Source organism: Labrenzia sp. R5_0, from assembly GCF_017743835.1.
GTDB classification, from domain to species: domain Bacteria; phylum Pseudomonadota; class Alphaproteobacteria; order Rhizobiales; family Stappiaceae; genus Roseibium; species Roseibium algicola.
In genome coordinates this window covers 1,335,597-1,360,431 of the sequence record NZ_JAGHRK010000001.1, presented here as the reverse complement: position 1 = coordinate 1,360,431, position 24,835 = coordinate 1,335,597, and the positions used below count along the sequence as shown (strand labels likewise).

Below are 24,835 nucleotides of genomic sequence, written 5' to 3'. Positions count from 1 at the left end.
CTAATTTCTGCGGTTCTGGACGACACATTGGCAAATGCGCAAAAAGCCCGGAGCCTTGCGAAGCTCCGGGCTTTATTATTGTTGTGACAAGTTAAACTCAGTTGCTGCCGCTCATGCCGGCTTTCAACTTCTCCTCGATCGATGACAGATTGAAGGATCCAGGTGTCTGGCTTGGCGGATAGTCCTGCATGGTCTGCAGGAACCTTGAGGCCAGTGCCTGGATCGGAACGATCACGAACGCACGGTCCAGCAACCAGTCAAAATAGATATTGGCATTGTGCTGGGCCTTTTCGAAAGGATCCCGGCGCAGGTTGAAGACAGCAGGCACACGCAGTTCCGTGAAGGGCTCCTGCCAGACGCCGAAGGCCTGACCACGGTTTTCCAGGAACACGACCTTCCAGTCGTCGTACCGGGCCGCAACCACCTGACCATCGTCATTCACGTACCAGAACTCATGACGCGGCGAGGCATCCGTCTCGCCTTTCAGATAGGCGTTGAGGTCGTAACCGTCGATGTAGTTGCGGTAAGTCCGGCCACCGAGTTCAACACCTTCAAGAAGCTGTTCCTTGATATCCGAAGCCCCTGCAATCGCAGCGAAGGTCGGCAGCCAGTCTTCGTGGGCAACGATACCGTTCAGCGTCACGTTTTCCTGGAAGACGCCGGGCCAGCGAACAAAGGTCGGCACACGGTAAGCGCCCTCCCAGTTGGAATTCTTTTCGCTGCGGAACGGCGTCGTGCCAGCATCCGGCCAGGTGTTGAAATGCGGGCCGTTGTCGGTCGAATACATCACCACCGTGTTATCGGCGATGCCGAGCTCGTCCAACAGGTCCAGCAGCTCGCCGACATGCATGTCATGCTCGACCATGCCGTCGTGGTAGGTATCCCCGCTCGGACCGGCAATCCCCGTATGCTCTTCCTTCACATGTGTGCGGAAATGCATGCGTGTTCCGTTCCACCAGACAAAGAAGGGAACACCCTCTTCCACCGCTTCACGAATAAAACGCTTGGCTTCGGCAAGCGATTCCTCATCGACGGTTTCCATGCGCTTCTTCGTAAGAGGACCGGTGTCCTCGATCTTCTGCGTTCCGTCTGCATTTGCCCATGTATGGAGGACACCACGCGGACCGAACTGTTCGCGGAAAGTCTTGCCGTTCGCCAGAACCATGTCACCCGGGTAGTCCCGGTTTTCCGGCTCTTCTTCGGCGTTCAGATGGTAGAGATTGCCGAAGAACTCATCGAAACCGTGGTTTGTCGGCAGGTGTTCGTCCAGGTCTCCCTGGTGGTTCTTGCCGAACTGGCCGGTCTTGTAACCTTGCGACTTCAGGATAGTTGCCATGGTGACATCGGTTTCCTGCCAGCCTTGCTCTGCTCCCGGCAGGCCAACCTTGGTCATGCCTGTACGGACAGGTACATTGCCCCCGATAAAGGCAGCGCGGCCAGCCGTACAGCTTTGCTGGGCATAATAGTCGGTAAAGGCAACGCCTTCCTGTGCGATCCGGTCAATGTTGGGTGTGCGGTAGCCCATCATGCCACGGTTGTTGTGGCTGATGTTCCAGGTGCCGATATCGTCCCCCCAAATAGCGAGAATATTCGGCTTCTGCACCTCCTGCGCCAGACTTGTCTGGGACGTTACGGCAAAAGCTGCCGCGAGTCCGAGAACCACCGCGCTCAAACGCGGCAACGTGCGAAAATAGCTCATGAAAACTCCCACCTGAATGGTTGCTTAGACTGCGCCCCCAGATTGCAGACGCGTTTTGCATCATCCGGCAGACCGTCTTCACTTACCTTAGGTCAGCTTTTGGATCTGACAAGCGATTTTCGATATTTTACAGAAAGTTCGCATTCCCCAGTGTATCGGAAATCGAAAAGCGTCCATTCAATCAATGGGTGTATAGGACGGTTAGGCGAGATTTCTCTCCCCTATTCGACCTTGTTCTTGTTTGCACCTGGCTTGTCCTCGGCGACCGTTGCCACACCGTCATCCCCGAGCAGGAAAACAGCCAGGATCTTGGCCGGCCCTTCACCGGTGTTCTGACCTTTGTGGGTGACATCCATTGCTTCCAGAAGACCGTCGCCGGCACGGTAGACCTTCTTGCCAAGTTCCTCGTAAGTGACGGTAATCTCGCCTTCCAGAATGTAGGCAAAGAGCGGCGCATGATGCTGGTGCCACTGTGTCTCCTCGCCCGGCTCCATGGTGATCTCGATGGCCTTTAGCGAAGGGTTCGATTGCGGAAAGGCGACCTTTTCACCGGCAACTGTCGTATCTCCGGAAAACACGTCCCGCACCGTCGCATAAGGCGTTTGAGCAGCAGCTTCTTCATCCTGCGCGGCTTTGGACCCCGGCTTGGCATGCGGCTTGGAAGGCGCGGGCTTGCCGTCAGGCGTGATCGACTTGTCCGCCGACAAGACTGGCGTCGCACAAAGGGCGCCGCTCAGTACCGCAATGAAAGCAAAGCTGGACAGCTTCATGATGAATCCCCGGTTATTCACTTGCTTGGGTGGCTGGGCCAAAACGACGGCTTGGCTACCATCAAAATGTGCGTGCATTGTGCCTGACGATTGAAGGCACAACAATATTCTCACAATGACTTGAACAACTTATCACACACCAAAGCGCATTCAGCCATTCGACGTGCACAGAAGCATTGTCACCCCCAACAATAAACACACCAAATATTTTTACTGCTCTCTGAAACACAGACTTAGAACTATCAATGTTCTTTTCTCCTACCATCTGGCGAAATACTTAGTTAATCCAAGCCCCATACCATCAGAGAACTCACTTCAGACATGTCGAGGCTCTCATGAGATTCGGAATTTCCCGCAAGCTGGCGGTGGTATTTGGTGCCCTGGTTCTGGTTTCCCTGTCCATGGGGTTCTTCTCCTACAGCCTCATGAAAAGTGTCGCGAGCGAAGGGGAACACCTGGGAGCAGAATTGGCGCCGCTTGGGGATGCCGCGATGGAGATCAAGCTCACCGCGACGCATGCGCATTTGCTTTTTGAGGAAATCATGTCCGGTGACGATGGCGAGAGCATCGACGAAGTCTGGAATCTCCTCGATGAAACACGGTTTTACGCGAACGCCATATTAAACGGCGCGAGCAACGAAGAAGGAACCTTCTACCCTTCCCGCTCCCCGGAAGTCCGCGAAAAGATCAAGGAAGTTCTGGCTGCAGTCGACGGGTTTGTTGCCTCCGCCCAAGGCCGGTACGCTTCCCTTGCAGGCGATCAGGGTGTCGGCAGTTCGGCTGACGAGAAGTTCGACGCGATCTACGACGATCTGGAACAGAAGATCGCTGCAATCTCCGCACCGCTGACGAATGATGCAAAGGCGCAAGCTCTGGCAGGTGAAGCAAGGTTCAGTCTTGCGCATGGACATTTGCTGGTCGCGGAAATCCTGGGTGGTGATGCCGGTGAGGAATTCGCAGAAGCTCTGGGCAGTTTCGAAAACGCCCGGAAAGCGCTCGAGGCTCATCCGGACCTTCAAAAGAGCAAGGACGTTCTCGCCCAGATCGGCGAACTGATCGACCTCGCGAACGTTCGACACCAGGCCATGCTTTCAACCGAGAAAGCCGGCTCGGGAGCCGATGTTGCCTTTGACGAAACCTTCGAACGTTTCATCGCCCTGGCGGATGACGCCGAAACGCTCATTCACCAGGAAATGGATAATGGGTTGTCATCCCTGCGCTCGGCCGCAGAAACGTCCAATGCACTTCAGGTCGGCGGCACGCTGGTGCTTGCGCTATTTGCGGCAACAGCCTGGTTCTATTTCAGCCGCACTATCGGTCACCGCGCACGGCAGCTTTCCGAAAATGCCAACCTGCTGGCATCCGGCCAGCTTGAAATCGAACGACCGACCTGGCGGGCAGCAGATGAGCTGGGCCAGCTCCGCGACACGCTGGACGTCTTCCAGGGCTCTCTGGTTGAACAACGCCAGTTGGTAGAAGAAGTCGACCGGCAGCGCGAGGTCCAGGCAGCAGACCGCAAGAAGCTGATGCACAGGCTTGCAGAAGATTTCCGTACCAGCACCGAAGCGGTCCTCGCGGCTCTCGACAATGCCACAGAGGGTCTGCAGGTTGCCGTTGATATGTCCACCAAGGCCGCCGAAGACTCCGGCTCAATCGTGCAATCGACCACTCACGCCGCGGACAATGCATCCGGCAAGGTCGATACGGTTGCCGCCGCCGCAGAAGAGCTTACCGCCTCCATTGCGGACATCAGCAGACAGGTGGAAGCGACCGCGTCCGTGGTTGCCTCGGCCACCGGCCAGGCCAGCTTGACCAACGAGAAGATTTCAAACCTGGCCGACGCAGCCGACAAGATTGGCGAAGTTGTCGTTCTTATCCAGGCTATCGCCGAGCAGACGAACCTGCTTGCACTGAACGCAACCATCGAAGCGGCGCGGGCCGGTGAAGCAGGCAAGGGATTTGCGGTGGTCGCGGCGGAAGTGAAAGAGCTGGCGACCCAAACCTCAAAGGCGACCGAGGAAATCGGCGGGCAGATTGCAGCCATTCAATCGGAAACCAGAGAGGCTGTGCTCGCAATCGAACAAATTTCAACGACCATGACAGAAGTCGACACCCATACGACAACTATTTCCGCCGCTGTTTCACAGCAGGGCTCGGCAACAACCGAGATTGCCGCAAACGCGCAGGAAACGTCTTCAGATACCAGCGTCGTCTCCCGCAACATGATGCAGATGCAGGAAGCCATTCAGGCGCTTGTTCAATCCTCGGACCAGCTCCGAGGGTCTTCTTCCTCCGTTCAGGATCAATCGACCAATCTCAGGAAATCTCTGGACGACTTCCTCGCCCGCCTGGATGCAGCCTGATGGTTTCAGCAACGTATTGGCTGGTTGCAGGTCAGCCGCCAGCCAACCAAATCGCCTCTCCTAATGCTTCGGCGCATCGCCTGACCTTGCGTATGGCTTGGTACTCTTGAACTTTACGAGAGGCGATCTCCCCTCGCTCACCGGTAAAAATGGCATTGCACGATGAGTGCTGCTTTGAACGTTCATCCAAGCAAAGATCTAAGCTTGGGCGATATCTCCACCTCGATCACTGTCGTCCCCCTGTGCGCAAGCGCTGCGGAAAGAGATGCCCTGAATTCGTCAGCGGTTTTCACCTTCGCAGTCTTTGCGCCGTATCCACGCCCAAGTGCCTCGATATCAAGCCCGGGCAGATCCAAACCCGGAACGTTCGGCGTTTCCTCCAGGATCGCGAACTCCTTCAGGATCGCATATTGACTGTTGCGCATGGCAACGAAGACCACATGCGCTTCCTCCTGCACGCCGGTGTAGATGCTCTGCACCGAATACTGGAACGAGCCGTCGCCGATCACGGCGATTACGGGCCTGTTGCGTCCGCTCGTTTCCTCGGCAATCGCAAGACCGACAGCGGCCGGCATGTCCCAGCCGAGACCTCCGGATGCAAAAGTGTAGAACGTGTCCGGTTTATCGATCGGAATTTGTCGCTCCAGCTCGATGACGTTGGATGGAGATTCCTCTACCAGCACGAAATCTGACGGCGCAGCCTCCCGGATCAAGCTGTAGACTGCATCCGGCGTCAGTGGCAGGGCCGAGTAGTTGGGTACCGGCGCCGGATCCTTTTTGTAGGGATTGGGCTTTTCCTCACGTCGATCCAGCTGAGGCAGGATTGCCTGAAGAAAAAGCCTGCTGTCCGAGACGAGACTGTCGCCAACCGGTGCCTTGGCCGCCATGTCCGGATCGTCGGTGATTTGCAGCAGCTTTGTTCCTGCCGGAAGGTAGTCTCCCGCGACATATGGATAGTAGCGGAAGACCGGAGCTCCGACGGTGATAACCAGGTCGTGCCCCTCGAGCCGCTTGCAGATGGGGCCGATGGCCGAAGGCAATGTGCCGGCGTGGAGCCGATGACTTTCCGGAAATGGCGTGCGTTCCGCGAAAGGAGCCGTCAGAACCGGGGCAGACAGCGCTTCTGCGAACGCGATCCCTTCGTCCCAGGCTTCTGACCGGGCAATGTCCGAGCCGTATACCAGAACCGGAGTTTTTGCTGCGTTGATACGCTCAGCGAAATCTTTGATTCTGGCAGGGTCGGCGGCCGAGCGCAGAGAGACGGAGCGGACTTCTGTAGGTCCCTCCATTTCCTTGTCCCAGTCGTCCAGCGGGAGAGACAGGAACACCGGCCCGCTCGGCTGTTGTACCGCTGCCGCGTAGGCCCGCATGAAAGCGGCCGGCACGTCCTGGGCCCTTGCCGGTTCATAACTCCACTTCACCCATGGCTGGGGCAAAAGCGTCGCATTGATGTTGGTAAGAAGCGGCTCGAGCAGCAGCATGTCTCGGGTCTGCTGTCCGGCGGTCAGAATGAGTGGTGTCTTGTTCTGGTAGGCGGTCAGGATGCAGCCCATCGCGTTACCGAGGCCTGCACCTGTATGGACATTCACAATGACAGGTTTGCGCAGTCCCTGCGCCAGGCCGTCAGCGATGCCGACGACGCTGGCTTCCTGCAGAGAAAGAACGTAGCGGAAGTCGTCCGGAAAATTCTTCAGAAAGGTTTCTTCAGTGGAGCCGGGATTGCCGACGATAGTTGTCAAACCGAGCTTGCGAAGCAGATCGAAGGTAACATCTTTTACAGTCGGCATAATATCCTCCGCCTGACGCTGAAACCCAAGCTCCCAGCGTCACAAAACAGGAAAACCACCCTTACTTCTTAAATTTCCCGGAAAAAGACTAAACCTCTACCTCCAAGTGAGACAAGCAAAGATTGCTTCTCTTGAGTGAACCCGTCAAACGTCAATCGGTTCGCCGGGATTTGGCTTTGCCACCTTGTCGCGATCGCCGCCCATTGCCTCAAGGAACGTATCCGCCGTCTGGTCGATGATCGGGAACGAGCCGTAATGGCAGGGAATGATCGTATCGAAGTTGAAGAACCGGGTGCAGGCAAGCGCTGCCGACTTGCCGCCCATCGTGAAGCGGTCACCGATGGGAACAAGCCCGATTTTCGGCTGGTAGATCTCATCGACCAGAGCCATGTCGGAGAAGATGTCGGTATCTCCCAGGTGATAGAGCGTCTTTTCTCCAGGAGCTTCGATGATGACACCATGTGGATTGCCCAGATAGATGGCCTCACCGCCAGCCTGGAAGGACGACGAGTGATCAGCGCGCGTCAGCGCGACGCTGAACGGTCCAACGTTCACCTTGCCGCCGGAATTCATGGGACTGATATTCTCGATCCCCTGCCGGTTGGCCCACATGCAGACTTCGAAATTGGAGGTCAGCTGCGCGCCGGTTTTTTTCAGGATGTCGACGGCGTCACCGATGTGATCGTTGTGACCATGGGTCAGGATGACATGCGTTACGCCATCTGACGCCTGATCGACTGACAGGTTCTCGGGAAAAGACGGATTTCCGGTAAAGAACGGATCGAACAGGATGGATGCTCCTTCAATCTCGATCTTGAAAGCGGAGTGGCCATACCAGGTCAGTTTCATCGCGGTCTCCTAATTCGACGACAGGTTTTCGGGACCCTATCAGCGGCAGCCGGTCCGCAACAAGCTGAATGCGTTCAATCTGCCTTGCAGGGCACGGTCTTGTTATCGATATTTTTAACAGTGCATTTGTGCAATTATGGCAACGCCTCGATTATTTCAACAACCAGAGCTAGCTTCCCTTTCTGCTTCAACGCAAGATGACGTCGGGGATTCGCGAGACTCTGGAGCAATGCCGATGCGACTGCGTTCGAAACGTGTCTGGCTGGACGTCATCTGCCCGGCAGCTCTGCTCTTCAGCAGCCTTTCGACATCCGCCCTTGCCGCCAATTGCAAGAACGATGGCGGCCTGCTTTTTCTGGGAACCAACAAGTCTGACAGCCGCTCAATCTGGGTTTCAGGCACGGTTGCCGGCGACTACCGACTGGATGCCGCCCAGGGTAATCAGACGGTCGACACATGGTCCCGCTCCAGCACCGGTCTGCATCTATCCACTTCTCCAGTTGTTTCGAGCGGAAACGGCGGCACGCACAAGCTTTATGGTGTCGACGGCGGGTCCGATTGTCTTATCGACACTCAGAACCAGAAACGCGACTTTCAGCTTCCCGACAACATCAAGCCCCCTAGCCTGGTAAAGCCTCCAATCAGCAGGCTGTTTCCGGATTTCGGACGGCCGGTTCCTCCGATCGCGGTCCTGCCCCCAAGCGGAGTGCTGCCCGGCTTACCGGGGCCGATTTCGCCTCCGGCAAGCGGGGTTACGCCGCCTATAGGTACCTTGCCACCTGCTGGTGTTACACCTCCAATCGGGACACTGCCACCTGCCGGACTTTCGCCCGGACGCCCTGGGACAGCAGCTCCGCCAATCGGCACCGTACCACCATCTTTTACATTCCCAGGACGGCCCGGAAGCGTGACACCGCCCATTGGTACGCTGCCGCCATCCGGTGTTTTGCCCGGAGGCCCGGGCGCACCGGGCACCGTCACGCCACCAATCGGAACCCTGCCGCCCGGCAGCCGCAATCCAAATCAACCCGCCCTTCCGGCTGGCTTTGTGCCGGTCAGGCGCGCTGATGGTCAGATCATCAGTTACTGCGTCGATCCAAGATCAGCCGAGGAGACACAGACCGCCAATGCACAGGCGTTCTGCACCCGGGAACAACTGCTGGCCGCCGGCCGTCTGCAGCAGCAGGACGAAGTTCCAATCACACCTGGCCGGGATCTGATCGAACCGACACTCTGGAATGCCTGGAGCACGGTAACCGGGGTCTACAGCGACGACCGTCGTTTCGGCAGGGACTTTCAGACACTCAGCGGAACCGCGGCATTTGGTGCCGACCGCAAGCTAACCGAAGATATCGTTGGCGGTTTTTCCGTGACCTTTGAAACCACCGACACCGACGGTTTCAATTCCAACCTGACAATCGACACCCAAGGGTTTGAGATCGGCCCCTATGTTGCCGCACGAATTTCACAGCACTGGGCCGTTGATGGCTCGCTGAGCTATGGCTTTTCAAACAGTCAGTCGGATATCTCGGTTTTGAGCGGCGAATACAACACCCATGAACTCGGCGCAACTTTCAGTGTTCACGGTCAGTATGCGTTGAGCGAGATCCAGGTACGCCCCAAGGCGACCGTGACCTTCAACCGCGTGTTTTCCGACGGTTACGATCTGAACGGTACGATCCTCAACCGGGCTGTAAGCGTTCCCATCTCGGGCAATGCCGCCTCTCTGGGTACAATTGAACTTACGACCGAATTCAGCCGTCAATTCACCTTGCAGGACGGGCTTCTGATCCAGCCCTATGTGGAAGCAGGCGCGGTATACGAATATTTGCGACCGAACGACGGCAAGATCCTCGATGATGAACTGAACTTTGTCACCGCATCGGCCTGGAGCTTTACACTGCGTGGCGGGGCGACTGCCCTGATTGCGGAGAACGTGACGCTTGATGCAAAGGGAGGCTATCTCAGCCTGGGCCAGAACGGGCTGGACGTTTGGGAAGGGCAACTTCGTGTTGCCATCGGGTTCTGATTGAAAATCGAACTGGTGTTTTCCATGGCTCGCTGGTAAAGCCGCCGAATGGCAAATGACCCCGCACTTTCCCTGGAAGACTTCATGGCCGCCGTGCCCGACCGCACCCGGCTGATCGGCCTGGATCTTGGCACCAAGACCATTGGTCTGGCGCTTTCAGATCTCGGCCGTGGCATCGCCTCTCCCATGGAAACGATCCGGCGCAAGAAGTTCACCCTGGATGCGGAACAACTCCTGGCCATCTGCGCCAAGCAGGGCGTCGGCGGCATGGTGCTCGGTCTGCCGCTCAACATGGATGGCTCCGAAGGCCCCCGCGTCCAGGCGACCCGCGCTTTCGTGAGAAACCTCTCGCAGAAAACGGACCTGCCGATCACCTATTGGGACGAGCGGCTGTCGACGGCGGCCGTGACGCGCACGCTGCTGGAAGCCGATACGAGCCGTGCGAAACGAGCCGACGTGGTCGACAAGATGGCCGCTGCCTACATCCTGCAGGGCTTTCTGGACCGACTCGGCTTTATGGGCTTAGATAACGGCTGATCCCACCGCTGCCGGGTACAGGCCCTTGTTTCAAGGCCTGTCGAACGCGAAAGCCGAACACATGCTGACCACACTTGCCGCCCTGATGCCGGTCATCCTCGTGATTGCCTCCGGCTACCTGATCGCCCGCACCGGACTGATTACCGGCGAGCAATGGCGTGGCGTCGAACGGCTTGCCTATTATGTCCTGTTTCCGGCGGTGTTGTTCCGCACGATCTCGCAAGCGGATTTCGCCAGTTTTCCGACGCTCAACATGGGTGGTGCCCTGCTCGCCTCCATCTTGTCCATGGCGCTGCTTCTGCTTCTGGCACGCACGACCATCGAGCGTGCCTGGGGCATCGCCGCGCCGCGTTTTACCTCCATCTTTCAGGGAACCTTGCGCTGGAACGCCATGATCGCGCTCGCGATTGCCGACAATGTGGTCGGTGAAACAGGGCTGGCCATGCTTGCGGTCGCCATGGTGTTCATGATCCCCTTGCTCAATGTTGCCAGCATCCTGGTGCTGTCGCATTACGCAAGCGGAACGTCACCAAGTGGCGCCAAGATCCTGAAAGACCTGTTCACCAATCCCTTCATCCTCTCGATCGGCGCAGGCGGCATCATGAACGCGGGTGGCATCTCCCTGCCTTTCGTGGTCGACGATACCCTGGAGATTTTCTCCAGGGCCGCGCTCCCCATCGGCATCATCTGCGTCGGAGCCGGGCTGGACCTCGGCTCACTCCGCAGACCGGGACCGGCACTCGCCCTCGGCACCTTTTTGCGTCCGATATTCATGCCGTTGCTTGCCTTTGGCTTTGCCAGTCTTTTCGGCGTTACCGGCCCCGCATTGGTCGTGGTCATCATTGCCAGTTCCGTGCCCTGTGCCAGCAACTCCTACCTGCTCGCCCGCCAGATGGGCGGCGACGCAAAGCTGATGGCCGAGATCATCACGCTTCAGACCCTGGCAGCGACCCTGACGATCCCGCTGGCCCTGCTGCTGGTCACTTGATCGGGCCCTTTGGCAGTAGAAGCTCGCCCAGTTGCGCAAAATCGTGCCCGTCATCAATTCGCTTTAGACCGGCACAGTTGCCAAGCCATGTGCAACGCCTGGCAGAAACTGACAGTTGTCTATAATTTCCAAGAACTTGTCAGCTGTTCCCAACCAGGGTGACTGCAAGCTGCAAGCGGATGGAAGCTGCAGGTTCTTTGCGACTATTGCGGCAGTATTCTCGTTGAGATTCGGTCGTGATCTTGAGTGGAACACAATAGATTCAATCTTTTGGCGGTGCCTGCGCGTGCCGCAGTTGAAACTTCTCCCGTCTATCGCCGCGCACGCAGCCATATTTTGTCCAGCCGATCAAATATTTAGCAGCTATGTGGACAGCGGGCATGATGTGATTTCCTGACTTGTCGAACCGGGCGTTCCTCCTTATAGGAATGGTCTCGATGACCGCGAGCAACACCCATCGAGACAGCCCTTATCCCCATCGTCATTTGCTGGGCATAGAGGGCCTTCACCCCCACGAAATTCTGGGCCTTCTGGACCGGGCGGAAGAAGCCGTAGAGGTTTCCCGCCAGATCAGCAAACGACGGCTGGTCTTGCAGGGACGAACCCAGATCAACCTCTTTTTCGAGAACTCAACCCGCACCCAAAGTTCTTTTGAACTGGCCGGAAAACGGCTCGGGGCGGATGTGATGAACATGGCAGTGTCCCAGTCGTCTGTGAAAAAGGGCGAGACGCTGATCGATACGGCAGCAACGCTGAACGCCATGCACCCCGACCTTCTGGTGGTTCGCCACCACGCGGCCGGTGCGGTGCATCTTCTGGCGCGCAAGGTCGGCTGTTCCGTGGTCAATGCCGGCGACGGTCCGCATGAACACCCGACACAGGCCCTGCTCGACGCCCTTACCATCCGGCGACACAAGGGAAAGATCGCGCGGTTGACCGTGGCCATCTGCGGTGACATCGCCCATTCTCGCGTTGCCCGGTCCAATATCATTCTTTTGAACGCGCTCGGAGCGCGCGTCCGTGTTGTTGCCCCCACCACCCTCTTGCCGTCCGGCATCGCCAAGATGGGCGTCGAGGTCTTCACCAGCATGAAGGAAGGTCTCGCGGGCGCCGACATCGTCATGATGCTGCGCCTGCAGCGCGAGCGCATGAACGGTGCCTTCATTCCTTCTGTACGGGAATATTACCGCTACTACGGACTGGACGCGGAAAAGCTCGCCTATGCCAAGGAAGACGCCCTAGTCATGCATCCCGGGCCGATGAACCGCGGTGTCGAGATCGATGCCTCGATTGCCGATGGCGCCCAAAGCCTTATTCGCGAACAGGTGGAAATGGGCGTTGCCGTGCGCATGGCCGTGCTTGAAGCCCTTGCCGCCAATCTGCCGAACAACTGATCCAGGGGACAAGACACGTGGCTTACGACACACCCAAACCTCTGGTTCTCTCAAACGCCAGAGTGATTGACCCGGCACGCGGCCTGGATGCTCCAGGTTCCGTCATCATCGCGGACGGCACCATTCTCGCCGCCGGGCCGGAAGCTGCCAACCAGGGCTCTCCCTACGGCGCGGAAATTATCGACTGCAAGGGCGCGATCGCCTGTCCGGGCCTGATCGACTTCTGCGTCTCCGTCGGGGAACCGGGTGCAGAGCACCGGGAAACGCTCGCCAGTGCCTCCCAGGCTGCCGCAAGCGGCGGCGTGACGACAATTTGCACCATGCCCGATACGGATCCGGTCATTGACGATCCCGCGCTTGTCGATTTCATCCTGCGCCGGGCGCGTGACACGGCCATCGTCAACGTGTTGCCACTGGCCGCCTTGACCAAAGGCCTCAAGGGCGAGGAAATGGCCGAAATCGGCTTGCTGAAGGAAGCAGGAGCCGTTGCCTTCACCAACGGCCACAAGTCGGTCAAGAATGCCCAGGTCATGCGCCGCATGATGACCTATGCCCGCGATTTCGATGCGCTGGTCATCCACCACACGGAAGACCCGGACCTAGCCGGCGGGGTCATGAACGCAGGGCTGAACGCCAGTTGGAAAGGTCTTTCCGGTGTGCCGCGTGAAGCGGAAATCATCATGCTGGAGCGGGACCTGCGCCTGGTTGCCATGTCCAAGGGCAAGTACCACGCAAACCTCATTTCCACCTCCGACAGTGCAGACGTGGTTCGAGCAGGCAAGGCGAAAGGGCTGGACATCACCGCCGGTGTGTCGATCAATCACCTGACCCACAATGAAAACGACATCGGCGCCTATCGAACGTTCTTCAAGATGTCGCCACCACTGCGCGATGAAGACGACCGGCAAGCGATGATCGCGGCTGTTGCCGACGGCACAATCGACATCATCTGCTCCAATCATGACCCGCAGGACGTGGAAACCAAACGTCATCCGTGGGCGGAAGCAGAAGACGGCGCCATCGGCCTTGAAACCCTTCTGGCGGCCGCCTTGCGGCTTTATCATTCCGAGCAGGTCGACCTTGTCACCCTGCTTGGCGCGATGACCTGCCGCCCGGCGGACCGGCTTGGACTGGAAACAGGACGCCTTTCCAAGGGAGCTCCGGCGGATGTGACCGTGTTCGATCCCGAGCGTCCCTGGGTCCTGGAAAAAAGTACCATCAAGTCACGTTCGAAGAATTCTCCCTTCGAGGATGCACGGTTCTCGGGGCGAGTGCTGCGCACGGTTGTCGGCGGGAAAACGGTTTTCAGCCACACCTGAACAAGCCCTTGTTTCCGTTCCAACGCTGATCCTGTTCGCGCCACAATTCTCCCTGAATCTGGCGCGAACGGAACTTCCAACGGAACATGCTGATGCGCCTGATCGCACTTGCCTTTCTGATACCCGCGCTGTTTACCGGCAGCGCTTCGGCGGCTGACCTCTACATTAAGTACAAGCTTTACGCCCTTGGGCTGCCTATCGGCTCCGGCGTCATGTCACTGGATGTCGACAGCAAGTCCTATTCCGTCAGCGCCAACGGCCAGACCGCCGCCTTCGGACGGCTGGTGTCTGACGGCAAAGGCACAGTTGAAGTCGCTGGAACCGCAGAAAAACTCGACCTGGAGCCAGCCCGCTACGCTCTTGACCTCAAGAGTGAAGACGAGACCGGAACCATCACCATGCGGATGCGTAAGGGCAGTATCGACGCTATCGAAGTTCGGCCGCCGCAGGATCGGATGAAGGAACGGGTCAAGGTAACCGCAGAGCATCTTAAAAGTGTTCTCGATCCCCTGACCGCCGCCGTGCTTCCTGCCCCGCAGGGCCTTGCCAAGGAGAGCTGCAACAGGACATTGCGCATCTTCGACGGCAAGGAACGTTACGACGTTCACCTGCAGTACAAATCCCGCAAAGCCACCAGAACGTCTGATGGCCGGTTCAAGGGCGACGTCATAGTCTGCGGTGTCCGGTACGAACCCATTTCCGGCCACCGGCCGAAGCGCACGTCGATCCAGCAACTCGCGGCAAACAAGTCCATGGAAGTCTGGCTCGCACCGGTTGGTGACAAGCCGTATCTCGTCCCGCTCCGGGCCAGTATTTCCCTTCCGTTCGGGTCGCTGCTGGTGGAAGCGGAAAAATACAAGCTCTCGGAATAGACCCCGCGCTATTTCCCTGCAAAGACACTCTTTTCTCAGTTGCCGGACTTGATCCGGGCTGCCATGCAGTTACATTGCGATGGCTATTTATTATGCACGTCATTGGAGTATCGCGTGCCAGAACCGATCAGCTGGGCCTTTGCCTGGCCCTACTATCTCGCCGCCCTCGCCTTCGGCTATCTGCTCGGTTCGATTCCCTTCGGCCTGCTGTTCACGCGCATGGCCGGGCTTGGAGACATCCGCCAAATCGGCTCGGGCAACATCGGCACCACCAACGTTCTGCGCACCGGCCGCAAATCTCTGGCAGCTGCCACGTTGCTGGGGGATGGATTGAAGGGCACCGTTGCCGTTCTGATCGTCAATCACTTCTACGGTCAGGAAATGGCTCTTATCGCCGGCCTTGGGGCGTTTCTCGGGCACCTCTTCCCGGTGTGGCTGAAGTTCAAGGGCGGCAAGGGTGTTGCAACCTACCTCGGCATTCTGCTTGGCCTCTATTGGCCGATGTTCCTGCTCGCGGCTGGCATCTGGATCGGCATGGCCTTTCTGTTCCGTTATTCGTCTCTGTCCGCACTGACGGCTACCCTGCTGACCCCGATCGTGCTCTATCTCGTTTTCCATCAGGTCCAGATAGCTCAGATGTTCGTCTTGCTGTCGGTGCTGCTATGGGCCAAGCATCACGAAAACATTGGGCGGCTTCTGCGTGGGGAAGAAAGCAAGATCGGCTCAAAATCCAAACCGGCGGCCAATGCTTCGTCTCCGCCCGGCGATGAAAGCGCGTGAACCGCATTTCTGAAAATATAACTCCCGGCAACCTCTCCGAGGCGGAACGTCTGGCGTGGCTTCGCCTAATACGATCGGAAAACGTCGGTCCCGTTACATTCGCGGAACTTCTGAAACACGCTGGCTCCGCTCAACGAGCGCTGGAGGTGCTTCCCGATCTTGCAAGGCGCGGTGGCAAGGCAAGCCGGATTTGTCCGATTGAAGACGCTGAAGCCGAGCTGGACGCTCATGGGCGGATCGGGGCCCGGTTGATTGGCCTGCATGAACCCGACTATCCGCAACATCTTCGACATATCGACGGTCCGCCGCCGCTCCTGTCCGTCATGGGCGGCACCTCCGCGCTGACCCGGGAACGGATGATTGCGATCGTCGGTGCCCGCAACGCTTCGCTTTCCGGCAGAAAACTTGCGACACGATTTGCGCAGGGGCTTGGGGCAGAAGGCTTTTCAATCGTGTCCGGCCTCGCCCGCGGGATCGATGCTGCCGCCCATGAAGCCTCACTACAAACAGGTACCATTGCCGTGTTTGCGGGAGGCATCAATGTGCTCTACCCGCCGGAACACGACAGGTTGCTTGCTGCCGTTCTCGACACAGGAGGCGCCGTCATCAGCGAGATGCCTCTTGGCTGGAAACCCCGCAGCCGGGATTTTCCCCGGCGCAACCGGCTGATTTCAGGCCTGTCTCTGGGGGTCATCGTTATCGAAGCCGCCAAGGCCTCCGGCTCTCTTCACACCGCTCGTTATGCTCTTGAGCAGAACAGGGACATCTTCGCCGTACCGGGTTCCCCCCTGGATCCGCGTTCGGAAGGTGCCAACGGCTTGATCCGGCAGGGTGCGGCACTTGTCTCGACCGCCGACGATGTGCTGGAAGGTCTTGGTGGTCGACTGGCGCCAACCCTTCCCTTTGGCAGGCAGTTCCGCGAAGAGAGCGAAACCGCCCCTCTTTCCCGCTCTGAACCGGATGGAAAGCTGCGTGACCGCGTCCTTGCGGCGCTTGGTCCAACCCCGGTGGACATGGATGAATTGATACGCTTTGCGGATGGTGATGCGAGGTCGGTTCACGTCGTGCTGCTGGAACTCGAACTTGCCGGGCGCCTCGAAAGACACCGCGGCAACAAAATCTCCGCTTTGATGTAAGGGGCCGTTTTTCCTTGAATCTCAGTGGATAACCCGTATCTGGACCGAACCGCTTGACCCGGAAGGATCAAAGGTCCATTTGACAGGCGGCGCTTGATCCTTGATCGTCTGCGCCACTGAATTAGCACTCAGATCACCTTCTCCACCGGGCGGGGGCTCCGTATCCGGCAAAAATATTTTGGGTAAGAATGAACGTCGTCATTGTCGAATCGCCGGCGAAAGCCAAGACGATCAACAAATATCTCGGTTCCGACTATACGGTGCTGGCTTCCTACGGCCATGTGCGAGATCTGCCGGCCAAGGACGGCTCGGTGCTGCCGGACGACAATTTCGCCATGAGCTGGCAAGTGGATGCGAAGGCGCAGAAACGGCTGAGCGAAATCGCCAATGCGGTCAAGGATGCCGACCGCCTCATTCTCGCGACTGACCCCGACCGCGAAGGGGAAGCAATTTCGTGGCACGTTCTGGAAGTGCTGCAAAAGAAGAAGGTGCTGAAGGACAAGCAGGTCGAGCGCGTGGTTTTCAACGCGATCACCAAGAAGGCGATCCTGGAAGCGATGGACAATCCGCGCCAGCTGGATACCCCGCTGGTCGATGCCTATCTCGCCCGCCGAGCACTGGATTACCTGGTCGGTTTCACCCTGTCTCCGGTTCTGTGGCGCAAGCTGCCCGGTGCCCGTTCCGCCGGGCGCGTGCAGTCTGTCGCATTGCGGCTGATCTGCGACCGGGAAATGGAAATCGAAACCTTCAAGCCGCAGGAATACTGGTCGATCTTCGCCAACATGAAGACACCGACCGGGGACATGTTCCAGGCTGGCGTGACCGGTTTCGACGGCAAGAAAATCGGCCGTCTCGACATCAACAACGAAGCGGAAGCCACCGCGATCAAGACCATGCTGGAAAGTGCCAGCTTCAAGGTCGACAGCGTGGCTTCCAAACCTGCGAAGCGCAATCCGGCGGCACCGTTCACCACCTCCACCCTGCAGCAGGAAGCCTCACGCAAACTCGGGTTTTCCGCATCGCGCACCATGCAGGTGGCGCAGAAGCTTTATGAGGGCATCTCAATCGGTGGCGAGACTTCCGGTCTCATCACCTACATGCGTACCGACGGCGTTCAGATTGCCGGCGAAGCGATCGCTGCCGCCCGCTCCGTAATCGCCAAGGATTTCGGTGACAATTACGTCCCGGAAAGCCCGCGCGTCTATACCTCCAAGGCAAAGAACGCCCAGGAAGCACACGAAGCGATCCGGCCAACGGACCTTTCGCGTCGCCCGAAGGATGTCGCCAGGTTCCTGGATCCGGACCAGGCCAAGCTTTATGAGCTGGTGTGGAAACGGACCATGGCTTCTCAGATGGAGTCGGCCGTTCTGGAACGGACCACTATCGAGATTCTCGCCGACGGTTCCGGTAAACGCGCCAATCTGCGTGCCACTGGCTCCGTCGTCCGCTTCGACGGTTTTCTTGCGCTTTACCAGGAAGGCCGGGACGACGAGGAAGACGAGAACTCCAAGCGTCTGCCGGCGGTCGATGAAGGTGCCGCGCTGACGGCTGCCTCTGTCGACGGGACCACACAAGCCATCGAAGCCTCGCAGCATTTCACGACACCGCCGCCGCGCTACACCGAAGCAAGCCTGGTCAAGAAGATGGAAGAGCTTGGCATCGGCCGGCCGTCCACCTATGCCTCGACGCTTCAGACCCTGCGCGACCGTGACTATGTCGAACTCGACAAGAAGCAGCTTGTTCCGATGGACAAGGGCCGCATTGTTACCGCGTTCCTGGAAAGCTTCTTCCAGCGCTATGTCGAATTCGACTTCACAGCGAGCCTGGAAGAACAGCTCGACAAGATTTCCGCAGGCGAGCTTTCCTGGCTCGACGTGCTGCGTGATTTCTGGACCGGGTTTTCCGGCGCGGTCGATGAAATCAAGGACCTGCGCGTTGCCCATGTCATCGACGCGCTGAACGAACTGCTCGGGCCGCATATCTTCCCGCCGAAGGAAGATGGCACCGATCCGCGCAAGTGCCCGTCCTGCGACACAGGTCAGCTATCGCTCAAGGTCAGCCGCTGGGGCGCTTTCATCGGCTGCTCCAACTATCCCGAGTGCGGCTTTACACGGCAGCTCGGCAAGCCGGGCGGTGAAGACGGCGAAGGTGACGACGGCCCGAAGGTTCTCGGCACCGATCCGGAAACCGGCCTTGACGTTTCCCTGCGCAACGGCCGCTTCGGCCCCTATGTTCAGCTGGGCGAAGAAGCCAAGCCGAAACGAGCCTCCCTGCCCCGTGGCTGGTCCGCACCGGATATGGATCTGGAAAAGGCGCTGCAGCTTCTGTCGCTGCCACGCGAGGTGGGGCCACACCCGGAAGACGGCAAGATGATCTCGGCCGGTATCGGTCGCTACGGGCCGTTCGTGCTGCATGAAGGCACCTATGCCAATCTGTCCACGCCAGACGAAGTGTTCTCCGTCGGCATCAACCGTGCAGTCGATGCTCTTGCGCAGAAACGCGCCAAGGGTGGTGGCCGCGGCGGTGCAGCGGCAACGCCGCTGAAGGAGCTTGGCGAGCATCCGTCTGAAGGCGGCCCGATCAATGTCTATGACGGGCGCTATGGGCCTTACGTCAAGCACGGCAAGATCAACGCCACGCTACCGAAGGACACCGACCCCAAGGCCGTGACGATGGAACAGGCGCTGGAGCTGATCGCGGCAAAGGCCTCCAAGGGCGGCACCAAGAAGAAGGCGGCTGCCAAGAAACCTGCTGCGAAGAAAACAGCAACCAAAAAGACGACCACCAAGAAGACGACGGCAAAGTCATCCGCAAAGGCAAAGGTCGATGCGTCGTCCGAAGAGGTGCCCTGGGATGATGCGAGTTGAGCGCAAAACGGATTAACACGCGCAAGCACACCAACCGAAAACACGCCAAGGTTCCGGGTGAAATGCCATCCCGCGAGGATATTCTCGCGTTTGTTGCAGATAACCCGGGGCGTGCGGGCAAGCGCGAGATTGCCCGTCATTTCGGTATTATCGGCGGGGCCCGCATCCATCTGAAAAAGATGTTGAAGGACCTGACGGACGACGGCCTGATGGAAAAGCGCAACAAGCGCATGATCCGTCCTGGCGATCTGCCGCCGGTTTTCGTGGCCAATCTCATTGCACGCGACCGGGACGGTGAGCTGATCGCGACCCCTGTCGACTGGGACGACGAGGCTGGCACTCCGCCGAAAATTCTGGTACTGACCGGCAAGACCAAGGCGACGCAACCTGGCCTGGGTGACCGCGCACTCGTGCGCCTGACCGAAGCTGAGAGCGGCCCCGAAACAGAACATGTTGCCCGCGTCATCCGCGTTTTGGAAAAGCGTCAGGGTGCAATCCTCGGAATTCTGCGGAAGCGTGACGGCACCCGCCCGCCCTATCTCGAACCGATTGACCGCAAGCAGCGGGAACTCGACATTGATCCGCGTGACCTCAAGGACTCAGAGGACGGAGATCTTGTCAGCGTTCAGGTGACGCGCTCCGGCCGCTACGGCCATCCCGTCGCGTCGGTGGTTGAGCGCTTCGGCTCGATGAATTCGGAAAAGGCGGTTTCGGAGATCGCCCTGCAATCGCATGGCATTCCGCATGTCTTTCCGGCAGCTGTAGAAGCGCAGGCCGAGAGCGCAAAGCCGGTGGAGAAACTCGGCAAGCGCGAGGACTGGCGGCAGGTGCCGCTGATCACCATCGACCCGCCCGACGCAAAAGACCACGACGACGCCGTCTACGCCGAAGCGGACGAGGACCCTTCCAACGAAGGCGGCTATATTTGCTATGTGGCGATTGCGGATGTCGCATACTACGTCACCCCCGGCTCTCCGATGGACCGGGAAGCGAACCTGCGCGGCAACTCGGTCTATTTTCCCGACCGGGTGATCCCGATGCTGCCGGAGCGAATTTCCAACCAGCTCTGCTCGCTCCGGGAAAAGGAAGACAAGCCGGCGCTTGGCGTGCGAATGGTGTTCGACAAGACCGGACGCAAGACCGGGCACACCTTTCACAGGGTGCTGATGCGTTCGGCGGCAAAACTCTCCTATCTGCAGGCCCAGAAGGCGATTGACGGCACGACAGACGAGAAGACCGAAACCCTGCTCGACGGCGTCCTGAAGCCGCTATGGGCCGCTTACGCCGTGCTGAAGAAGGGACGCGAGGCGCGCGAACCGCTGGAACTCGATCTGCCGGAACGCAAGATCAAGCTGAAACCGGATGGAACTGTCGATCATGTCTATGTTCCGGAGCGTCTGGACGCCCACAAGCTGATCGAAGAATTCATGATCCAGGCGAACGTGGCAGCCGCCGAAACGCTGGAGCAGAAGAAAACGCCCCTGCTCTACCGGATCCACGATGCCTCGACCCCGGAAAAGCTGGAAAGCTTGAAAGACTTTCTGTCGACGATCAACATCAAGCTGCCGTCCTCCGGTGGTCTCCGCCCCTCCGCCTTCAACGGCATACTTGCCAAGGTGAAGGACACACCGCAGGCCAATCTCGTCAACGAGGTGGTCTTGCGCAGCCAGGCCCAGGCAGAATACGCCCCGCAGAACATCGGCCATTTCGGCTTGAACCTGCGGCGGTACGCCCATTTCACGTCACCGATCCGCCGGTATGCCGATCTGATCGTGCACCGTGGGCTGATATCCGCGCTCGGGCTTGGCAAGGATGGCTTGCCGGAAGGTATCGAGACGAAACTGGAGGCCATCGGCGCTGAAATCTCGGCCGCTGAACGGCGGGCAATGCTTGCCGAACGCGACACCATCGACCGTCTGATTGCCCTTTGGATGAGCGACCAGATCGGCGCGAGTTTTCAGGGCAGAATTGCAGGGGTGGTCAAGTCCGGCATGTTTGTTCGCCTGTCCGATACAGGTGCCGACGGCTTCGTACCGGCCTCCACAATCGGCCTCGATTATTATCGCTATGACGAAGGGTCGCACGCCCTGATAGGTGACAAAACCGGCGAGACCTACCAACTTGGCGATCAAGTGGAGGTCCGGCTGGTGGAAGCAGCCCCCTTTGCCGGTGCACTGACATTCGAGCTGCTGAGCCACGGCAGCATTGCCGGCAAACGCATCCGGAAAGCCGCGCCGAAGGTGCGGCGTGGACCGCCGAAGGGCGGACGCAGCAAGGCCTCACCGAAGAAACAGGGTCGAAGGAGATCTTCGTGACGGTCCGGTATGAACTGCACGACAAACTGGAATCGCCGGAAACAGCATCCGAAAAACCGCGGCGCAATGTTCTTCAGGCCATGCTGCGCGGTGCCGGCAACCGGTGCATGAACTGCGGAAAAGGCAAGGTGTTCGATGGCTTCCTTCAGCCACACTATGCCTGCTCTGTCTGCGGTGAGGAGTTCCATCACCATCGCGCGGACGACGCCCCGCCCTATTTCACAATCACCATTGTCGGCCACATTATCGTTCCCGGCCTTCTGGCCGTGGAAGTGTTGTGGCATCCCGCGTTGTGGATCCATATGTCGCTCTGGGTGCCGCTGACGCTGATCCTGTCGCTGTCGCTTCTGCGACCGATCAAAGGCGCGCTGATCGGTCTGCAGTGGGCGCTCTACATGCATGGTTTTGACCCGGATGCGGAAGACGACACGCCTCCCATTCCGGTGCCTTCCGAAAGGGTGACATGAGCGGTTCGTTCGAAAAGCAGCTGGCAAAAGACGAAAAAGCCGGAAACTATCCGTATATCCGTCCCAAGGATGCCGCAACGCTGCTCATTCTGGACCGCGACGATCGGGGTTCCGTGAAGCTGCTGATGGGCCGTCGTCACATGCGCCATGCCTTCATGCCGGGAAAATTCGTGTTCCCTGGTGGCCGAGTGGATGTCTCCGATTCCCGTGTGACCGACGTGCTTCCCTATCATCCGGACGTCGAGGCAAAGCTTACGCAGGACCTGAAGAACGCCAAGTCTGCCGCGCGCGTTCGTGCACTGGCCCTGGCCGCCATTCGGGAAACCTATGAAGAGGCCGGGCTGTTTATCGGCCGTCAGGCGCACAACAACCACCTGCACCTTGGTACCGGCTTCGAGGCATTTGCCGAGCGCGGCATACAGCCCGACCTGAGCGGCCTTCGGATGATTGCGAGGGCCATCACCCCACCGCAACGCCCACGACGCTTCGACACCCGTTTTCTGGCCGTCTGGGCGGACGCCATTGCCGACAGGTTGCCCGATGGAACCGGCCCGTCCGGCGAACTGGAAGACTGTGCCTGGCTGACTTTCGAAGAGGCGAGGCAGAAGGATCTGCCGATGATCACCAACAAGATCCTGACCGACCTGGAAGACAGGCTGGCGAAAGACCCTGAGCTTTCGCCGACGACGCCTGTCCCCTACTATTTCTTTCGCAAGGGCGGTTTCGTGAAGCAGGAGCTCTGAAGTTACCTGTACCTGGCGGATTGCCGGCCGTTGCAACACACAAAGGTGTGTCCAGGCTTATGCCTTTCCTGATTGCCCTTTCCGGTTTACCCGGCGTCGGCAAGTCGACGATAGCAAAGGATCTGAGCGGGCGGCTGCCCGCATTTCTTTTGCGTGTGGATGCGGTTGAAGCTGCCCTCAAACGCAGTGTCTTGAACATTCATCCGGCTGAAGACGCGGGTTACCTCGCCCTTGCTGCTATCGCTGCCGGAAACCTGGAACTTGGTCACAACGTCGTTGCCGATACGGTCAACCCGGTTGCCGAATCCAGGCAATTGTGGAGGGAAACCGCTCAATCAACCGGCGCGACACTGCTGAATGTTGAGATTGTCTGCTCGGATGAGCGCGAACACCGCAAGCGCGTTGAAAGCAGGGAAACCGAGATTGACGGACTGACCCTGCCCCGGTGGCCTGAGGTACGAAGTCATGAATACGAACCGTGGACGGAACCATGTCTCCAGCTGGATAGTTCCAGCCTGAGCGTGGGCCAATCGGTTGATACGATAACGAAGGCTTTGACAGCACTGCGGCAGAATGGCTGACATGGTTCGAAAAGGCAGCTGAACCATAGCAAGTGCTTGACTTTCGCGCTGCGATGAGTAGTTTGCGCGCTGATTTCAGACATTGGGGCAGATTCATCGCCAGCCATCTGGCCGCAAGAACTCTTTGCCCGACAACAGAGAACAGGATCCAAGGCCATGGCCAAGGCGACAACAATCAAGATCAAGCTCCTCTCCACGGCTGACACCGGCTTCTTCTATGTCACCAAGAAGAACTCCCGTACGATGACCGAGAAGATGGTCAAAAAGAAATACGACCCGGTTGCCAAGAAGCACGTCGAGTTCAAGGAAACCAAGATCAAGTAAGATCTGGTTCCTGATGATTTTTAAAGAACCCGCCGGAAACGGCGGGTTTTTTCATGCGTGGCCGAATGTGATTTCGAAATTTTGTCGGCGCAGGCCAGCGTCGTGAAACCTGTTTCCACAAATGATTACTGTGCGGACGCAGAGGCACGACGACGCAGCTTCAGCATTGCTGCTGGTGCTGCTTCTTGATTTTCGGTTGAAAGATTAGTGGTCGGCGGGAACACGGCATTCGAGGAGGCCACTCATCGGCCGGTTCCCTGCCGACCTGCCCCACGGACCCAGGAGATGCGGCGGACCTGAGCACTCCGAGGGGAAACTGTATTGCCCTTTTTGACGCTACGGCATTCTTTACCACGTCATTGAGGCGATCAGGAAAAACACTAATCTGCGGTCACACTACCTGAATGTTGCCTGATTGCAATATTTTCCGCAAAATATGCACAGAAACAATGCCGTTTTAGTAAATCCGTAACCTTAATATGAAGAGCGCGTGAACGCGAGGTTTTGCGATTCGCAGGAATTGGTTGCACGCAGCCATGCCAAACAACCGTGAAACCTTGCAGAAATCTTTATCCGCCGCAGTTCTACCGGCGGCGGCCCGTTACGCTTCGCCGAGATATGCCCGAACTGTTTCCAGGAATTTCGCTACGGAGATCGGCTTGGATATGTAAGCTTCGCACCCGCCCTGCCGGATACGCTCCTCATCGCCCTTCATGGCGAAAGCGGTCACGGCGATAACCGGGATGGAAGCGATATCCTCGTCTTCCTTGATCCATTTCGTGACTTCCAGCCCCGACACTTCCGGCAGCTGAATATCCATCAGGATCAGATCGGGATGATGCTCACGGGCCAACTGCAAGGCTTCGATGCCGGTCCGGGTCTGCAATGTATTATAGCCGTGCGCTTCGAGCAGATCATGAAACAGCTTCATGTTCAGCTCGTTGTCTTCGACGATCAACACGGATTTTGCCATATGTCCGGCCCTTTACCCGGCCTCTTGCCGGTCCCATTTTAT

The 24,835-nt window shown here is 58.3% G+C and carries 20 protein-coding genes; 15 read left to right on the top strand and 5 right to left on the bottom strand.

The window, feature by feature from the left end:
* Nucleotides 1–97: 97 nt before the first annotated feature.
* Both J7447_RS06270 and J7447_RS06265 read right to left on the bottom strand, forming a co-directional pair.
* Nucleotides 98–1,699, bottom strand: a complete 1,602-nt coding sequence (locus tag J7447_RS06270; protein ID WP_209169087.1) for an arylsulfatase — start codon at nucleotides 1,697–1,699, stop codon at nucleotides 98–100.
* A gap of 221 nt (nucleotides 1,700–1,920) precedes the next feature.
* Nucleotides 1,921–2,469, bottom strand: coding sequence for a cupin domain-containing protein (locus J7447_RS06265; protein WP_023004064.1), 549 nt, complete (start codon nucleotides 2,467–2,469; stop codon nucleotides 1,921–1,923).
* Between the two features lie 335 nt (nucleotides 2,470–2,804).
* Between J7447_RS06265 and J7447_RS06260 the strand changes: the two genes are divergently transcribed.
* Nucleotides 2,805–4,832: a methyl-accepting chemotaxis protein gene (locus tag J7447_RS06260; RefSeq protein ID WP_209169086.1), complete on the top strand. Its 2,028-nt coding sequence runs from the start codon at nucleotides 2,805–2,807 to the stop codon at nucleotides 4,830–4,832.
* Nucleotides 4,833–5,014: 182 nt separating this feature from the next.
* On the opposite strand, the gene mdlC is transcribed toward J7447_RS06260, so the two are convergent.
* Entirely contained in the window at nucleotides 5,015–6,619 is a 1,605-nt protein-coding gene (gene mdlC / locus J7447_RS06255) for a benzoylformate decarboxylase (RefSeq protein WP_209169085.1), read from the bottom strand.
* A 144-nt stretch (nucleotides 6,620–6,763) separates the two neighbouring features.
* Nucleotides 6,764–7,468 (bottom strand): metal-dependent hydrolase, encoded by a 705-nt coding sequence (locus J7447_RS06250; RefSeq protein ID WP_209169084.1) that lies wholly within the window; start codon nucleotides 7,466–7,468, stop codon nucleotides 6,764–6,766.
* Nucleotides 7,469–7,703: 235 nt separating this feature from the next.
* On the opposite strand from J7447_RS06250, the gene J7447_RS06245 reads away from it, so the two are divergent.
* The 14 genes from J7447_RS06245 (at nucleotide 7,704) to rpmG (ending at nucleotide 23,820) form a co-directional block, all read left to right on the top strand.
* Nucleotides 7,704–9,497, top strand: coding sequence for an autotransporter domain-containing protein (locus tag J7447_RS06245; protein ID WP_209169083.1), 1,794 nt, complete (start codon nucleotides 7,704–7,706; stop codon nucleotides 9,495–9,497).
* 48 nt (nucleotides 9,498–9,545) lie between these two features.
* The gene (ruvX, locus tag J7447_RS06240; RefSeq protein ID WP_023004059.1) at nucleotides 9,546–10,034 is read left to right on the top strand and encodes a Holliday junction resolvase RuvX; all 489 of its coding nucleotides are present in this window, start codon (nucleotides 9,546–9,548) and stop codon (nucleotides 10,032–10,034) included.
* Between the two features lie 61 nt (nucleotides 10,035–10,095).
* Complete coding sequence (locus tag J7447_RS06235) at nucleotides 10,096–11,022, top strand: AEC family transporter (protein ID WP_023004058.1); 927 nt, start codon at nucleotides 10,096–10,098, stop codon at nucleotides 11,020–11,022.
* A gap of 428 nt (nucleotides 11,023–11,450) precedes the next feature.
* The gene (locus J7447_RS06230) at nucleotides 11,451–12,416 is read left to right on the top strand and encodes an aspartate carbamoyltransferase catalytic subunit (protein WP_023014489.1); all 966 of its coding nucleotides are present in this window, start codon (nucleotides 11,451–11,453) and stop codon (nucleotides 12,414–12,416) included.
* Nucleotides 12,417–12,433: 17 nt separating this feature from the next.
* Entirely contained in the window at nucleotides 12,434–13,735 is a 1,302-nt protein-coding gene (locus J7447_RS06225; RefSeq protein ID WP_031270764.1) for a dihydroorotase, read from the top strand.
* Nucleotides 13,736–13,827: 92 nt separating this feature from the next.
* Entirely contained in the window at nucleotides 13,828–14,607 is a 780-nt protein-coding gene (locus J7447_RS06220) for a DUF3108 domain-containing protein (RefSeq protein ID WP_209169082.1), read from the top strand.
* Between the two features lie 114 nt (nucleotides 14,608–14,721).
* Nucleotides 14,722–15,387 (top strand): glycerol-3-phosphate 1-O-acyltransferase PlsY, encoded by a 666-nt coding sequence (gene plsY, locus J7447_RS06215; protein WP_031270763.1) that lies wholly within the window; start codon nucleotides 14,722–14,724, stop codon nucleotides 15,385–15,387.
* Complete coding sequence (gene dprA / locus J7447_RS06210; protein WP_353653745.1) at nucleotides 15,384–16,523, top strand: DNA-processing protein DprA; 1,140 nt, start codon at nucleotides 15,384–15,386, stop codon at nucleotides 16,521–16,523. The genes plsY and dprA overlap by 4 nt, the downstream gene beginning before the upstream one ends.
* Nucleotides 16,524–16,711: 188 nt before the next feature.
* Nucleotides 16,712–19,390, top strand: coding sequence for a type I DNA topoisomerase (gene topA, locus J7447_RS06205; RefSeq protein WP_209169081.1), 2,679 nt, complete (start codon nucleotides 16,712–16,714; stop codon nucleotides 19,388–19,390).
* A gap of 62 nt (nucleotides 19,391–19,452) precedes the next feature.
* On the top strand, nucleotides 19,453–21,705 hold the full coding sequence (rnr, locus tag J7447_RS06200) for a ribonuclease R (RefSeq protein ID WP_062489011.1): 2,253 nt from the start codon (nucleotides 19,453–19,455) through the stop codon (nucleotides 21,703–21,705).
* Nucleotides 21,702–22,172 carry a DUF983 domain-containing protein gene (locus J7447_RS06195; protein ID WP_173017394.1) on the top strand — a complete coding sequence of 157 codons (471 nt, stop codon included), beginning with the start codon at nucleotides 21,702–21,704 and terminating at the stop codon, nucleotides 22,170–22,172. The genes rnr and J7447_RS06195 overlap by 4 nt, the downstream gene beginning before the upstream one ends.
* Nucleotides 22,169–22,915, top strand: coding sequence for an NUDIX hydrolase (locus J7447_RS06190; RefSeq protein ID WP_023004049.1), 747 nt, complete (start codon nucleotides 22,169–22,171; stop codon nucleotides 22,913–22,915). The genes J7447_RS06195 and J7447_RS06190 overlap by 4 nt, the downstream gene beginning before the upstream one ends.
* A 59-nt stretch (nucleotides 22,916–22,974) precedes the next feature.
* A complete protein-coding gene (locus J7447_RS06185) occupies nucleotides 22,975–23,496 on the top strand; it encodes an AAA family ATPase (RefSeq protein WP_023004048.1) in 522 nt (173 codons plus the stop codon).
* Between the two features lie 156 nt (nucleotides 23,497–23,652).
* Nucleotides 23,653–23,820, top strand: coding sequence for a 50S ribosomal protein L33 (rpmG, locus tag J7447_RS06180; RefSeq protein ID WP_023004047.1), 168 nt, complete (start codon nucleotides 23,653–23,655; stop codon nucleotides 23,818–23,820).
* 601 nt (nucleotides 23,821–24,421) lie between these two features.
* On the opposite strand, the gene J7447_RS06175 is transcribed toward rpmG, so the two are convergent.
* Nucleotides 24,422–24,793, bottom strand: a complete 372-nt coding sequence (locus J7447_RS06175) for a response regulator (RefSeq protein ID WP_006934912.1) — start codon at nucleotides 24,791–24,793, stop codon at nucleotides 24,422–24,424.
* Nucleotides 24,794–24,835 lie beyond the last annotated feature (42 nt).